Consider the following 14,064-nt stretch of genomic DNA (forward strand, 5'->3'; position numbering starts at 1 on the left):
CAGGGCGGACGAGCGAGGAATTTCTGAAATGGCGAATGTCTTAGTGGTTGACGATTCGAGCACCATGCGCGAGATAGTCTCCAGTTTTTTGAGCAAGAACGGATTTGAAGTGGCGGTCGCCACAGATGGCCGTGATGGGCTTGCGCAACTGCGCAGCGATCCCGACATCAAGCTGGTGGTCAGTGACTTCAATATGCCGCATATGGACGGGCTGACCATGGCGGAGAAGATTCGTACCGAACTCGGCAATCAAGCGGTACGCATTGTGATGCTGACCACCGAAGACAACCCGCAGATGCGCGCGCGCGGCAAGGCCATTGGCGTCACCGGCTGGATCGTCAAGCCCTTTCGCGGCGATGCAGTGCTGGGGCCGTTCAAGAAGTTGTGCGGGATGAGTTGATCGATTGCGAATGTAAAAAAGGGCCTCTCCGGTTTGCCGGAGCGGCCCTTTCGTTTTGGCGGTTTGTGCCGCAGCCTTGTGGTCTTTGCTCACATCGCGGTGCGATATGAGCAAGCCCCAAAGCGTCTTGTCCGCCTGAGGCGTCGCCTGGCCTTTTACAGGCCAGCCGCTGCAAGCAGCGTAGCCGCTTTGTGGTCTTCGTTCACGTCGCGGTGCGACATGAACTTCGCCCCAAGTCCCAGTACCCGCTGACGCGGGTGCCGTGCTTACAGCCCGGCTGCTGCACGCAGCAAGTGGGCTTTGTCCGGCCTTTGGTCTCCACTCACATCCGCTGCGCGGTTATGAGTGTCGCCCGCGCATGGAGCCGAGCTGTGCTCGGCGGCCTTACAGGCCGGCTGCAGCGCGAAGCGCCGCAGCTTTATCCGTGCGTTGGCTTCGGCCGGGCCTAGCGACCCTTAACTTCGCGGCGCGAAGTTAGCCTACGCCGAAAACCAGACAAACTTCGCTGGCACTCGTGGCCTTACAGGCCAGCAGCCGCACGCAGTGCAGCTGCCTTGTCTGTTTTTTCCCAAGTGAACTCGGGCTCTTCGCGGCCGAAGTGACCATAGGCCGCTGTCTTGGTGTAAATCGGGCGCAACAGGTCCAGCATCTGGATGATGCCCTTGGGGCGCAGGTCGAAATGTTCTTGCACCAAGGCCGAGAGCTTGTCGTCCGAGATCACACCGGTGCCTTCGGTGTAGACGGTCACATTCATCGGCTTGGCCACGCCAATCGCGTAGGCGACTTGGATCTGGCATTGGCGCGCCAGGCCGGCGGCCACGATGTTCTTGGCCACATAGCGCGCGGCATAGGCGGCCGAGCGGTCGACCTTGCTGGGGTCTTTGCCGGAGAAGGCGCCGCCGCCATGCGGGCAGGCGCCGCCGTAGGTGTCCACAATGATCTTGCGGCCGGTCAGGCCGCAGTCGCCCTGCGGGCCACCGATGACGAAGCGCCCGGTCGGGTTGATCAGGTATTTGGTGTCTTTCAACCAAGCCGGCGGCAGCACTGGCTTGATGATCTCTTCGATCACCGCCTCGATGAACTCGGGCTTCATCTTGCTGCCGTCGCTCATTTCCGGGCTGTGCTGGCTGGACAGCACCACGGTGTCGATCGAATGTGGCTTGCCGTTCACATAGCGCATCGTCACCTGGCTCTTGGCGTCCGGGCGCAGAAAGGGCAGGCGACCGTCTTTGCGCAGTTGCGCTTGGCGCTCGACCAAACGGTGCGCGTAATAGATCGGTGCGGGCATCAGCTCGGGCGTTTCGTCGCAGGCATAGCCGAACATCAGGCCCTGGTCACCAGCGCCGATATTCAGATGATCGTCGGAGGCATGGTCAACGCCCTGGGCGATGTCATTGCTCTGCTTGTCATAGGCGACCAGCACCGCGCAGCCCTTGTAGTCAATGCCGTACTCGGTGTTGTCATAGCCGATGCGCTTGAGGGTGTCACGTGCCACCTGGATGTAGTCCACATGGGCGTTGGTGGTGATCTCACCGGCCAGCACGACCAGACCGGTATTGCACAGCGTTTCGGCCGCCACGCGCGAGCGTGGGTCCTGCGCGAAGATTGCGTCGAGAATCGCGTCCGAGATCTGGTCCGCGCATTTGTCCGGGTGACCCTCGGAGACGGATTCAGAAGTAAATAAGAAATCGTTGTTCGCCACTTTTACACTCCAGTTAACAGTTGATCGGCGTTGCCGTGCTGTCGGGAGACGCGGCGAACGCTTTAGCAGCATTTGTTGAGCATCGCTGCCCGGCGGGTGTTTCATTCTTGTGAATAAAGCCCGCATCGCCCCGCAAGTTGTCCAATTTAACTCGGCGATGTTTGGATTATAGAAATATGTTGACCTTGTTTCGAATGTTGTCCCGCTTGCCCTTACGAGTTCTCCATGCTGTGGGCGCGGTCGCCGGTTGGCTGGTCTATCTGGCTTCCCCGAGTTACCGGGCACGCTTTCGGGCTCATGTGCAGATTGCCGGCCTGCCTTGGGCTGCGGCGCGCGGCGGCATCCAAGAGGCTGGCCGCATGATTGCCGAAGTGCCCTGGCTGTGGATGCGCCCGCATGATGTGGCCTTGGGCGACAAGCTGCAGTGGCGCGGCGCCGAGCTGATCGAGCAGGGGCTGGCAGCGGGGCGCGGACTGGTGTTCTTGACGCCGCATCTGGGCTGCTTCGAAATCTGCGCACAAGCTTTTGCCGAACGCTTTTCAGCGTCCGGGCCGGTCACGGTCTTGTTTCGGCCGGCCAAGCAAGCGTGGCTGCGCCGGGTCATCGATGCCTCGCGTGGGCGCCCTGGGCTGGAGACGGCCCCCGCCACCCTGGCCGGCGTGCGTCAGATGATTCGCGCCTTGCGCAAGGGTCAGTGCGTGGGCCTTCTGCCGGATCAGGTGCCGCCTCAGGGCCTGGGCGTCTGGGCGGATTTCTTTGGCCGCCCGGCCTACACCATGACCTTGGCCGCGCGTTTGCTGCAACAAACCGGCGCCATGCCCCTGCTGATTTGGGGTGAACGCTTGCCCAAGGGGCGGGGCTATGTGGTGCATGTGCTGCCGGCCGCGCCAATCGAGGCCGATTTGCCTGCAGAATCCGCCGCAGCCATCATCAACCAAGGCATGGAAGAAATGATCCGACTCGCACCGCATCAGTATTTGTGGGGATACAACCGCTACAAGCATCCGCGCGGCCTGGATATTGGCGTTGCGCCGGCCGCCGAGCCTCGGCAGGAGGCTTGAGCATGGCTGCACGAATGGGCGCGCGCATCGGGGCGCACCTCGCCATCGGCCTGCTGTGGCTGCTGCATTTCTTGCCGCTGGGCCTGCTGGCCGCACTCGGCCAAGGGCTGGGCGCGGTGCTGTGGCGTCTGGCGAAATCACGCCGGCGCATCGCCTTGCGCAATCTGGCGCTTTGCTTCCCGGAGAAGACCGACGCACAGCGCGAACTGCTGGCGCGCGAGCATTTCGGCTGGATGGGCCGCTCCATCTTGGAGCGCGGCTTGCTTTGGTTCGCCTCGCCCGAGCGGCTGCGCCGGCTGATTCACATCAAGGGCGACATCAAAGTGGCCGAAAACAGCTCGGCGCCGGTGATGTGGTGGGTGCCCCATTTCGCGGGCCTGGATGTGGTGGGCAATGGCTTGATGTTGAATCAGCAGCAGCCTGGCGTGTTTGTCTATCAGCGCCAAAGCAATCCGGTCTTCGACGCGCAGATGTTGGCCGGTCGCAGTCGCTTTGGCGTCACCACCTCGGTCATTCGGGAAGAAGGAATTCGACCGGTGCTGCGCCTGATTCGTGAGGGCCATGCTTTTTTCAACCTGCCCGACATGGATTTCGGCCGCAAAGACTCGGCCTTTGTACCCTTCTTCGGCATCCCCACCTGTACCCTGCTGGCGCCGGGCAAGATTGCCAGTAGCATGAAAATGCTGGTGGTGCCGCTGGTGGCGACCATGCTGCCGGGCGGGCAGGGCTATGTGCTGGAGGTGTGGGCTGCGCCGCCTGGCTATCCGAGTGGCGATCTGGAGGCCGACGCAGCGCAGATGAACGCGTGGCTGGAGCAGCGCATCCGCGAGAACCCGGCGCAGTATCTGTGGGTGCACAAGCGCTTCAAGACGCGGCCGGAGGGCGAGCCTTCGCTGTATGTTTAATGCTTAGCCCGCTCCCGAGGGCCCCAGGCGTCCGCCCTGGGTCGGCCCGGCGAACGGCTCGGGTCGCCGTGATGGTGTGGCAGCGATAATCCTTTGATGAAACTTCGCTTCACCAAAATGCAGGGCGCCGGCAATGACTTTGTGGTCATCAACGCGCTGCAGCAGCCCCTCACGCTGACGCCCGAGCAAATCCGCCGTTTGGGCGATCGCCGCTTTGGCGTTGGCTGCGACCAGATCCTGGTGATTGAGCCCGGCAAAGTGGCCGGCGTCGACTTCAGCTACCGGATTTTCAATAACAGCGGCGCCGAGGTCGAGCATTGCGGCAATGGTGCCCGCTGCTTTGTGCGCTATGTGGCCGAGCATGGTTTGTCTGACAAGCGCAGCATCCGGGTGCAGACGCTCAATGCCGTGCTGGAGCTGCATTTGCGCGACGACGGCCGCGTCACTGTGGACATGGGCGCTCCGCGCTTTGAGCATGCTGCGCTGCCTTTTGATTCGAGCGGCTTGTGTGCCAACTCGCGCAATGGTTTTGAGCTGTGGCCGCTGGAAGGCCTGAATTGCGAGCTCGCCGTGCTGTCGATGGGCAATCCGCATGCGGTGCAAGTGGTGAGCGGTGATGTAGATGCGGCGCCGGTGCTGACCCTAGGCACCTTGGTCGAGGCGCATCGTCGTTTCCCGCGCAAGGTCAACGCCGGCTTTATGCAGATTGTGTCGCGCAGCGAGATTCGCTTGCGCGTGTTTGAGCGCGATGCGGGCGAGACGCTGGCCTGCGGCACCGGCGCCTGTGCGGCCGTGGTCGCTGGTATTCGCCTGGGGCTGCTGGATGAGTGTGTTGAGGTTCACGCACGCGGCGGCGATTTGAAAATTGAATGGGCCGGCCTCAGCGTCGGCCTGAGCGCGCCGGTCTTCATGACCGGGCCGGCGCAAACCGTGTTTGAAGGAGAAATCGAGCTGTGAGCAATCAACAAGAGCCAAGGCAAGTGATTACCGAACAAGATATCGCCGACTTTCTGGCCAAGACGCCGGGCTTTTTCGAGCGCCATGCCGAGTTGCTGGCCACCGTGCAACTGAGTCATCCCCATGGTGCAAGAGCGGTGTCGCTGCAGGAGCGTCAGGCCGAAATGCTGCGTGAAAAGATCAAGGGGCTGGAGTCCAAGATCATCGAGATGATTCGCAACGGCCAGGAGAACGTCGGCATTGCTGACCGCCTGCACCGCTGGACCAAGAGCCTGATGCTGACTGCCGATGCTGCGCAGTTGCCGGCTGTGCTGCTTCAGGAGTTGCGCCACCAGTTCATGATTCCGCAGGCCGGCTTGCGGCTGTGGCATGTGGCGCCCGAATATGCCCACTCCGACTTCGCGCAGGCGGTCAGCGCCGATGTGAAGAGCTTTGCCCTCAGCCTCAGTCAGCCCTATTGCGGCATCAACTCGGGCTTTGAGGCCGCACAGTGGTTGCATGCAGACGAGGGCGGCAACCATGGCGCCGCGACCTCGCTGGCCTTGATTCCGCTGACTCATGGCAAGCCCAGCCAAAGCTTCGGTCTGCTGGTGCTGGGCTCGCCCGACCCGACCCGCTACACGGCCGAGATGGGCACCGAGTTCCTGGCCCGCGTGGGCGATATTGCCAGCGCGGCCTTGGCCAGATTGCTGGCCGTGAGCGGTGACGCCAATACGCCGGCCTGAGGTCACCGAAGGTGCCGAGCCACAGCTGCTGGCGGCACCCTTGTCTGGCTATCTCGAACATATCAAGGTGCAGCGCAGCTTGGCGCCGCGCAGCTTGGTCATTTATGCGGACGCCCTGCTGCGCCTGCAGAACTTGGCCGGGGCTGGCGGCATTGCCCTGTTGACGCTGCGTCCTCATCAAGCCCGCAGCCTAGCGGCCAAATTGCATGGTGAGATGGATCTGGGCCCGCGCAGCATGGCTCTGCATCTATCGGTGTGGCGCGGCCTGTATCGCTGGCTTGGAGCTGAGTGTTTGGTCGAGTTGAATCCTTTTGACGGCTTGCGTGCACCCAAGGCGGCCAAGCCCCTGCCCAAGGCCTTGGCGGTCGATGATGCGGTGCAGCTCGCCAGTTTCAGCGGCGGCAATGCTGCCGATGGCGCGCAGGCCATGGATGCGCGGCTCGAAGCACGCGACCGTTGCATGGTTGAGCTCTTGTATGGCTGTGGCTTGCGCGTGTCAGAGTTGGTGGGCTTGGACCTGCAAGCCGGCCCCGCGTCCTTGGGCTGGATTGACCGGCAAGCGGCCGAGGCGACGGTCTTGGGCAAGGGCAGCAAACGCCGCTCGGTGCCTATTGGCAGTGCTGCGATGGCCGCTTTGGATCAATGGTTGCAGGTGCGTGGGCAACTCGCGCGCAGCGATGAGCCGGCGCTGCTGGTGGGTCAGCGCGGGGCTCGTTTGGGTGCGGTGCAAATCCGCGCCAGCTTGAAAGCTCGGGCCTTGGCGGCCGGTATGCCGGCCCATGTGCACCCGCATATGCTGCGGCACTCGTTCGCTTCGCACATCCTGCAGTCCAGCGGTGACTTGCGGGCGGTGCAGGAGTTGCTGGGCCATGCGCATATCACGACGACTCAGATCTATACGCAGTTGGATTTTCAACACTTGGCCAAAATCTATGATGCTGCGCATCCCAGGGCCAAAAAGAAATGACTGGATTTTGTCTGCGGCCCGCCGCTGCGCGGCTTCACGTCGCTGTGCGACATGAGCCTGCGACGCAAGCTCGTGGGCGAGCTTGTCAACACCTTTCAAAAATTTATGACGCAGCGCATCCGCGCGCAAAGAAAAAACAATGACAGTGTTTCCGCCTTTCCTTTTGACATCTGCTTGCGCTCGTTCCACATTGATTGCCGCAGCCATCGCGCTCGCTATGGCTGCGCCTGCTGCGGCGCAAACCCAAGCTGTATCCCCTGAGCTGGTGCGCCCCGGCCCCATCAGGCCTGCCACCGTCGAAAGCAACTGGACGCCTCTGCGCTTGCCCAATGGCGACCGCATCGGCTTGCTGAGCCTGAGCTATTTGATGGCGGTCGACGAGGAGTGGGGCTTTGGCCCCAGCGTCTACGGCGCGGCCAAGGGCAATTACGGCGGGCTGTTCACAATGGGCTTCACCGGCCAGCGGCGCTGGCGCCTCAGTTCTTCCACGCATCTGGCGGCCGGGCTCTATGCCGGCGCCGGCGGCGGTGTGGGCTCGGACAAGGTTCGCTTTGGCGGCGGGCTGATGTTGCGCCCCGAGTTGTCGCTGCGCATGGAGTCTGGCGACTGGTACAGCGGCTTGTCCCTGGCGCATGTGCGCTTCCCCAGTGGCAATATTTCAGATACCAGTCTCGGCCTGGTGCTGGGGCGCGCGACCAACTTCGTCAGCTTCGCCCCCAGTGACGCTGGCAAGCCGGGCCGCGCCAGCCAGCGCACCGGCCTGGGCTTTGACGAGATCGCCTTGCAAGGCGGCTTTGCCTATCCGCGCTCGGGCACGCGTGACCGCAGCGGCAAGCCCAACACCGGGCGGATCGGCTTTGCCGGCGCCGACCTGCGCCAATACATTGCCGACGGCAGCTGGTGGGGCGTGGAAGCCGCCGGCGCGGCGCAGGGCGGCGTTGACGGCTATATGGAGGTGCTGGCCACCGCCGGCCAGGACTGGGCGCTGTTCGGCCCCAAGCTGCGTGTCGGCGGGCAAATCGGCGCGGGCCTGGCCGGCGGCGGCAATGTCGACACCGGCAACGGCTGGCTGCTGCGCGCCGGCCCGACGCTGCGTTGGATCAGCCCCTGGGGTGCCACCTTGCGGCTTGACGGCGGCCTCAGCTACGCGCCGGACGGGCAGTTTTCGACCCGCTTTGTGCGCCTGGGTCTGGCCCTGCCTTTGGATCAAACGCCATCGGTCAGCAGCAGTTTGGAGCAGCAGTCGGGCATCGTGCGCACCCAGCAAATCTTCGCCAGCTATCAGCACCTGCCCAAGGTTCGCTTCAAAGACGGCAGCGAAGACGCGATCGGTCAGATCGCCTTCGTCATGACCCGCGAGCTGATGCCAAGCCTCTACGGTGTTGCACAGGCCGGCAGTGCGGCCACCGGCAAGGCCGGGGCCTATGCCTTCGGCCTGTTCGGTGCAGGCCTGCAGTCGCCTCAGTTGCTTGGCGGCGCGCGCTTAGGTGCTGAATTGTTGGCCGGCGTGGCCGGTGGCGGCGGTGTCGATGTGGGTAGCGGCGCCTTGCTGCAGGCGGAAGCCTACGGGCAGTGGGAGCGTGAGCATCTGCGCGTGCGGGCCGGGCTGGGCCAGTGGCGCACCATGCGCAATGGTGCGCAAACGGCCCAAATTTTCAATCTGTCGGTCGGCTATGCCTTCGGCAGCCTGGCTCGCTGAGTGCCGAGAGGAAACCATGAAAAAAATTGTCATACGTGCCGGCAAAGAGCGTTCGCTGCAGCGCCGCCACCCCTGGATTTTTGAAAGCTCGATCGCCCGCGGCGGCGCCGACGGTGGCGAAACCGTGCGGGTCGAGTCGGCCGATGGCGCTTTCCTGTGCTGGGGCGCTTTCAGCCTGGCCTCGCAAATCCGCGTGCGTGCCTGGAGCTTTGACGAGGCGCAGCGCATCGACGCGGCCTTCTTCGAGCAGCGCATCCAGCGTGCGCTGGCCATGCGCGCGCGGCTGTCGATTCAGTCCGACGCGCTGCGCCTGATTCACGGTGAGGCCGACGGCCTGCCCGGTCTGGTGGTGGATCGATATGGTGACACCTTGGTGGCCCAGTTCCTGGCCAGTGGTGTCGAGCGCTGGAAGGATGTGATCGCGGATCTGTTGCTGGCCGCGACCGGCCTGACGCGTTTGTTTGAGCGCTCGGACGCCCAGGTGCGCGTCCTGGAGGGTCTGGCTCAAACCACGGGTTGGCTGCGTGGCGGCGGTGCGACCGAGGTGGAGATCAGCGAACACCAGTGGCGCTTGACCCTGGACGTGGCCGAAGGACACAAGACCGGCTACTACCTCGATCAGCGCGACAACCGCAAAAAGTTTGCCGACAGCGTGCGGCAGTTCGCCTGCAAGACCGTGTTGAACTGCTACAGCTACACGGGCGGTTTTTCGGTGGCGGCGCTGGCCGGCGGGGCCGAGCAGGTGATCAGCATCGACTCGTCCGGGCCGGCCCTGGCCCGCGCCAATGCCCATGTGCTGCTGAACGGCTTTGACCCGGCGCGCCATCTGGCCATGGATGCCGATGTGAACGCCACGCTGCGAGCCCTCATCAAAGAAGGGCGTCAGTTCGACGCCATCGTGCTTGACCCGCCCAAATTCGCGCCCACCGCCGCCCATGCCGAGCGCGCAGCGCGGGCCTACAAGGACATCAACCGCTTAGGCCTGATGCTGTTGAAGCCGGGTGGCCTGTTGTTCACCTTCTCTTGTTCGGGCGGCGTCGGCCCCGAGTTGTTCCACAAAATCGTCGCCGGGGCTGGCCTTGACGCTCCTTGCGACGGCTTCATCCTCGACCGCGTCGGGGCGACGCCGGACCACCCGCAGACGATCTGCTTCCCTGAGGGCGAATACCTGAAGGGCTTGTTGATCTTGAAGGCTTGAAGCATCGATACCGGGCGGTTTTTTCTTCCTCGCGAGTGTGTTATTGGTTTGGCTCTTGCAGAGGGGCATTAGGGAAATCAGCATCAGGGTAAGCGGTACTTCCCGAAGTTGAGGGTGCCAATGTCTAATTCGTTGTGTGATGTTTAATGCGGGGCAGCGGAGATTCAGCTGCTTACAACGAGTCAAGACCCCAAAACCGAGGAAAACCGATGAAAAGCAAAACTCTCAAATTGGCCGCGCTGGCACTTGGCGTGATGGTGGCGCTGGGCCAAGCCCATGCGCAAAGCTACTTTGAAGGCAAAGAGGCGCTGGTGGTGTCCACTGGCAACCCGGCCAACTGGGTTTTGCAGCCAGGCAATGGCGCGGGCGCATTTGATGGTGCGCTGGACGGCGTGGCGCGTCTGCTGTTCACGACTCAAGCAGGCCAAAACTACATCTGTTCGGGCTCCTTATTGGCCGGCGGCACCCATGTGCTGACCGCAGCGCATTGCGCCGATGACTTCAAGAGCATGACGATTGACTTCAACCAAGGTGCTGTCAAGCGCAATGCCGCACAGGCCTTCGTGCACGGCGGCTGGACCGGTCAATTGGGCTTAGGTGCCGATATCGCGGTGATCAAGCTGGATCAAGCGGTGACCGACATCCACGGCTTTGCCCTCAGCACCAGCAACGATTACAAGAAGGATTTCTTGCTGGCCGGCTATGGCTTGACCGGCACTGGCAACACCGGCAATAGCGCCGGCTTTGACTGGGGCAAGGCCCATTACGGCTACAACACCATCGATATCGTCGATGCGCTTCAGTACGGCTACGAGTACATCAACGACTTCGACAACGGCACGGCCGCCAAGAATGCCATCGCACGCATGGGCGCTGAATTCGGTACCGGCTGGACCAGCGGCACCGGTCTGGGCGCCGGCCTGGAGGCGCAAATCTCCAATGGCGACTCCGGCGGCGGAGACTTTGTGTTCGATGCCGACAACAACCGCTGGCTGCTGACCGGCGTGCATTCCTGGGGTTGGGGTCTTTGCAACGAGGCCCTTGGTGTGACCAACTGCGATGCGGCGCCGGGAACCAACTCCAGCTTCGGCGACCTGTCCGGCTCTACCGCCGTGTTCTCGCATGTGGACTGGATCAACTCCGTCACCGCTGTGCCCGAGCCATCAAGCTATGCGCTGATGGCGCTGGGCCTGTTCGCTGCTGGTGCCGTGGCGCGCCGCCGCCAAGCCTGATTTTTAGGCTGGATTGAACAAGGGCGACCCATGGGGTCGCCTTTCTCGTTTCAAGCGCTCGGCAAAGCGATGCGCGGCTCGAACTTGCCGCGCCGCACCGAGAAGAAGGTCTTCACATTACGCACATTGGCGTCTTGCGTGAACAAGCGCATCACCAGGGCTTGATATGCCGCCATATCGGGCACTTGCAGGATCAGCACGAAGTCCGGCCCGGGTGAGACCTGGTAGCACTGTTGCACCGCCACTTCGCGCAAGACCTTGGCCTCAAACGCAGCCAGATGCTCGGCGCCTTGCCGGTCCAGCGTGATCTCAACGATGGCGCTGAGGCCGGCGCCGAGTTTCTCGGCCGACAAGAGCGCGACGCGGCGCTCGATCACGCCACTTTCCACCAAGCGTTTGACCCGCCGCAGGCAAGTAGCCGGCGAGACATGGGCGCGACTCGCCAGATCCTGGTTGGACAGCGAAGCATCGCTTTGCAGGCAATCCAGAATGCGCAAGTCGGCCGCATCCAAGTCCAAGCTTGTGATCGATTCGTTCATATGCATTGAATTCGTGAAATATTAGGTCGCAATGCTGGCGGTGTGGCTGATTATTTCATTTTTTACATAATTTTGAAAGCATTGATTTCTGCCGAATGCCTACCATGCGTCCCAGCAAAACACTTTGTCGGAGCAAGCAATCATGTGTGGAATCGTCGGTGCCGTCAGTCAGCGCAATATCGTCCCCGTTCTGATCGAGGGGCTGAAGCGGCTTGAATACCGGGGTTACGACTCCTGCGGTGTTGCCGTGCATCAAGACGGCGGCCTGCGTCGCGCCCGCAGCACTTCGCGCGTGGCCGAGTTGACAGGCTTGGCCGAAGAAGACGGCATCGCCTCCGGCACCGGCATCGCCCACACGCGGTGGGCCACGCACGGCGCCCCGGCCGTGCACAACGCCCACCCGCATTTTTCGCCCGGCCCCAATGCGGCCACCGACAGCGTGGGCCGGATCGCCCTGGTGCACAACGGCATCATCGAAAACCACGACGAATTGCGCGCCGAATTGAAGGGGCGTTGTTATGTCTTCACCAGCCAGACCGACACTGAGGTGATCGCTCACCTGATCGATCATCTCTATAACGGCGATTTGCTCGAAGCAGTGCAGCAAGCCTTGCCGCGCTTGAAGGGCGCATACGCCGTGGCGGTTTTCTGCCGTGACGAGCCGCACCGCGTGATCGCCGCCCGCGAAGGTTCGCCGCTGGTGCTGGGGCTGGGTATGGACGCAGCGCAAGGTGAGAACTTCGTCGCTTCGGACGCGATGGCGCTGGCCGGTGTCACCGACCAGATCGTCTACCTCGAAGAGGGCGACGTGGTTGACCTGCAGTTGGGCCGTTACTGGATCAGCAATCTGAGTGCTCAAACCGGCCGTTATGAGGCGCAGCAGCGCCAGGTGCGCACCGTGCACGCGCACAGTGGCGCGGCTGAGCTCGGGCCATATCGCCACTATATGCAGAAGGAAATCTTCGAGCAGCCCACCGCGATTGCCAACACGCTCGAAGCCATCACCAGCATCAGCCCCGAGCTGTTTGGGGATGGCGCTTACGGCATCTTCAAAGAAGTCGACTCTGTGCTGATCCTGGCCTGTGGCACCAGCTTCTACTCCGGCTCGACCGCCAAGTACTGGCTGGAGTCGATCGCCAAGATCCCCACCAGTGTTGAAATCGCCAGCGAGTACCGTTACCGCGACAGCGTGCCTAACCCGCGTACCCTGGTCGTGACGATCAGCCAGAGCGGCGAGACGGCAGACACCCTGGCCGCGCTCAAACATGCGCGCGCACAGGGCATGAAGCACACCTTGACCGTGTGCAATGTCTCCACGAGTGCCATGGTGCGCGAATGCGAGTTGGCCTACATCACCCGCGCCGGTGTCGAGATTGGTGTGGCCTCGACCAAGGCCTTCACGACCCAGTTGGTGGGCCTGTTCCTGCTGACCTTGGCGTTAGCACAAACACGCGGCCACCTGAGCGAAGCGCAAGAAGCCGAGCATGTCAAAGCGCTGCGCCATCTGCCGGTGGCGGTGCAAGCGGTCTTGGCGCTGGAGCCGCAAGTGATTGCCTGGAGCGAAGAATTCGCCCGCAAGGAAAACGCCTTGTTCCTGGGCCGTGGGCTGCATTACCCGATTGCGCTGGAAGGTGCTTTGAAGCTGAAGGAAATCAGTTACATCCACGCCGAAGCTTACCCGGCCGGTGAGCTGAAGCATGGCCCGCTGGCGCTGGTGACGGCCGAGATGCCCGTGGTCACTGTGGCGCCGAACGACACCTTGCTGGAGAAGCTCAAGAGCAATATGCAGGAAGTCCGCGCGCGGGGCGGTCAGCTCTATGTGTTCGCCGATGGTGACACGCAGATTGAGTCGGAGCCGGGCCTGCATGTGATCCGTATGCCCGAGCATTACGGTGCCCTAAGCCCTATCCTGCACGTCATCCCGCTCCAGTTGCTGGCCTATCACACGGCCTGCGCACGGGGGACGGATGTTGACAAGCCACGCAATCTGGCCAAGAGCGTGACGGTCGAATGACCGTCTCGGCGCCTTTTGCTGTGATGTTGCTGAAAAATATAGTCCTATCTCAGCAAATATAGATCTATCTTAAAAAATATAGTTCTATCGTTTTTTGGTTTGCCGCACGCATCAAGCTTTAAAGCACTGGTCGCCCAGAACAAAGTTGCGAATTGGCCAGCAAAGTTGCCAAACGATTTTGCTGACGAGCAAGAAAGTTGTCGTTTTGAGTTTGTTCAGGGCTCCGCAGCCCTGTCAGCTCCAGATGGAAACTAACTCAGCAATCTTGGTTGCGACTACGGCCATCGTGTCTTCAGATGTGTCAAGACCGCTTCTCGAAGCCAGCATGGGGCTGACATCACGTAGCGCTGTGTACGTCGTACCGTGCACGATGGGAACGAGCCGGTTGCCTTGGAGGAGTGTTGAAAGCTCTTTGTCTGCGACGCCCTCTTTCGGTAGGCGTGCAAGCAATGCTGGGGTTACGAGAACAAGTCCGATTTTCGAAGCCACCAAGCCTTTGTCGATTGCTCGCATCATCGGCACACCCAGACCAAGATCCTTTTCGCTGAACCAAACCTTGACACCAGCTGCCTCAAGTAAATCGTGCAGTTGTTTGGCGGATCCTTGCCGGTCATCCCATGCGTGGCGAGACCGCTGCATAACTTCCCTAATGCGCGCAACTTGAA

The 14,064-nt window shown here is 62.0% G+C and carries 13 protein-coding genes; 10 read left to right on the top strand and 3 right to left on the bottom strand.

The features are described 5' to 3' along the window. The first annotated feature begins 28 nt into the window (after nucleotides 1–28). Nucleotides 29–400 carry a response regulator gene (locus LNV08_RS21615; protein ID WP_263535816.1) on the top strand — a complete coding sequence of 124 codons (372 nt, stop codon included), beginning with the start codon at nucleotides 29–31 and terminating at the stop codon, nucleotides 398–400. A 520-nt stretch (nucleotides 401–920) separates the two neighbouring features. Here LNV08_RS21615 and metK read toward each other — a convergent pair. Then, nucleotides 921–2,102 carry a methionine adenosyltransferase gene (metK, locus tag LNV08_RS21620; protein ID WP_263535817.1) on the bottom strand — a complete coding sequence of 394 codons (1,182 nt, stop codon included), beginning with the start codon at nucleotides 2,100–2,102 and terminating at the stop codon, nucleotides 921–923. 176 nt (nucleotides 2,103–2,278) lie between these two features. On the opposite strand from metK, the gene LNV08_RS21625 reads away from it, so the two are divergent. From LNV08_RS21625 to LNV08_RS21660, 8 genes are all read left to right on the top strand, one after another. After that, on the top strand, nucleotides 2,279–3,163 hold the full coding sequence (locus tag LNV08_RS21625) for a lysophospholipid acyltransferase family protein (protein WP_263535818.1): 885 nt from the start codon (nucleotides 2,279–2,281) through the stop codon (nucleotides 3,161–3,163). Nucleotides 3,164–3,165: 2 nt separating this feature from the next. Continuing rightward, nucleotides 3,166–4,068, top strand: coding sequence for a lipid A biosynthesis acyltransferase (locus LNV08_RS21630; protein WP_263535819.1), 903 nt, complete (start codon nucleotides 3,166–3,168; stop codon nucleotides 4,066–4,068). Between the two features lie 96 nt (nucleotides 4,069–4,164). Next, a complete protein-coding gene (gene dapF, locus LNV08_RS21635; RefSeq protein WP_263535820.1) occupies nucleotides 4,165–5,025 on the top strand; it encodes a diaminopimelate epimerase in 861 nt (286 codons plus the stop codon). Continuing rightward, a complete protein-coding gene (locus LNV08_RS21640) occupies nucleotides 5,022–5,750 on the top strand; it encodes a DUF484 family protein (protein WP_263535821.1) in 729 nt (242 codons plus the stop codon). The genes dapF and LNV08_RS21640 overlap by 4 nt, the downstream gene beginning before the upstream one ends. Further along, complete coding sequence (locus LNV08_RS21645; RefSeq protein ID WP_414858783.1) at nucleotides 5,728–6,717, top strand: tyrosine recombinase XerC; 990 nt, start codon at nucleotides 5,728–5,730, stop codon at nucleotides 6,715–6,717. Before LNV08_RS21640 ends, LNV08_RS21645 begins: the two co-directional genes overlap by 23 nt. Before the next feature lie 217 nt (nucleotides 6,718–6,934). After that, nucleotides 6,935–8,416 carry a hypothetical protein gene (locus LNV08_RS21650; protein ID WP_263535822.1) on the top strand — a complete coding sequence of 494 codons (1,482 nt, stop codon included), beginning with the start codon at nucleotides 6,935–6,937 and terminating at the stop codon, nucleotides 8,414–8,416. A 16-nt stretch (nucleotides 8,417–8,432) separates the two neighbouring features. Then, nucleotides 8,433–9,614 carry a class I SAM-dependent rRNA methyltransferase gene (locus LNV08_RS21655; RefSeq protein ID WP_263535823.1) on the top strand — a complete coding sequence of 394 codons (1,182 nt, stop codon included), beginning with the start codon at nucleotides 8,433–8,435 and terminating at the stop codon, nucleotides 9,612–9,614. Nucleotides 9,615–9,823: 209 nt separating this feature from the next. Continuing rightward, on the top strand, nucleotides 9,824–10,846 hold the full coding sequence (locus tag LNV08_RS21660; protein ID WP_263535824.1) for a trypsin-like serine protease: 1,023 nt from the start codon (nucleotides 9,824–9,826) through the stop codon (nucleotides 10,844–10,846). 50 nt (nucleotides 10,847–10,896) lie between these two features. On the opposite strand, the gene LNV08_RS21665 is transcribed toward LNV08_RS21660, so the two are convergent. Then, nucleotides 10,897–11,385: an Lrp/AsnC family transcriptional regulator gene (locus LNV08_RS21665; RefSeq protein ID WP_263535825.1), complete on the bottom strand. Its 489-nt coding sequence runs from the start codon at nucleotides 11,383–11,385 to the stop codon at nucleotides 10,897–10,899. 142 nt (nucleotides 11,386–11,527) lie between these two features. Here LNV08_RS21665 and glmS point away from each other — a divergent pair, with 142 nt between their 5' ends. Beyond that, complete coding sequence (glmS, locus tag LNV08_RS21670; protein ID WP_263535826.1) at nucleotides 11,528–13,399, top strand: glutamine--fructose-6-phosphate transaminase (isomerizing); 1,872 nt, start codon at nucleotides 11,528–11,530, stop codon at nucleotides 13,397–13,399. A gap of 234 nt (nucleotides 13,400–13,633) precedes the next feature. Here the strand turns inward: glmS and LNV08_RS21675 are convergent. Next, nucleotides 13,634–14,064 (bottom strand): toll/interleukin-1 receptor domain-containing protein (locus LNV08_RS21675; protein WP_263535827.1); only part of this gene is annotated, 431 nt, incomplete at its 5' end.

Origin of the sequence: Paucibacter sp. TC2R-5 (genome assembly GCF_025717605.1) — a bacterium.
In the GTDB taxonomy this organism is placed as follows: Bacteria; Pseudomonadota; Gammaproteobacteria; order Burkholderiales; family Burkholderiaceae_C; genus Paucibacter_A; species Paucibacter_A albus.

Coding starts and splice junctions, on each gene's coding strand:
- LNV08_RS21615 (WP_263535816.1), top strand. CDS start 29: ATGGCGAATGTCTTAGTGGTTGACGATTCGAGCACCATGCGCGAGATA.
- LNV08_RS21625 (WP_263535818.1), top strand. CDS start 2,279: ATGTTGACCTTGTTTCGAATGTTGTCCCGCTTGCCCTTACGAGTTCTC.
- LNV08_RS21630 (WP_263535819.1), top strand. CDS start 3,166: ATGGCTGCACGAATGGGCGCGCGCATCGGGGCGCACCTCGCCATCGGC.
- dapF (WP_263535820.1), top strand. CDS start 4,165: ATGAAACTTCGCTTCACCAAAATGCAGGGCGCCGGCAATGACTTTGTG.
- LNV08_RS21650 (WP_263535822.1), top strand. CDS start 6,935: ATGGCTGCGCCTGCTGCGGCGCAAACCCAAGCTGTATCCCCTGAGCTG.
- LNV08_RS21655 (WP_263535823.1), top strand. CDS start 8,433: ATGAAAAAAATTGTCATACGTGCCGGCAAAGAGCGTTCGCTGCAGCGC.
- LNV08_RS21660 (WP_263535824.1), top strand. CDS start 9,824: ATGAAAAGCAAAACTCTCAAATTGGCCGCGCTGGCACTTGGCGTGATG.
- LNV08_RS21665 (WP_263535825.1), bottom strand. CDS start 11,385: ATGAACGAATCGATCACAAGCTTGGACTTGGATGCGGCCGACTTGCGC.
- glmS (WP_263535826.1), top strand. CDS start 11,528: ATGTGTGGAATCGTCGGTGCCGTCAGTCAGCGCAATATCGTCCCCGTT.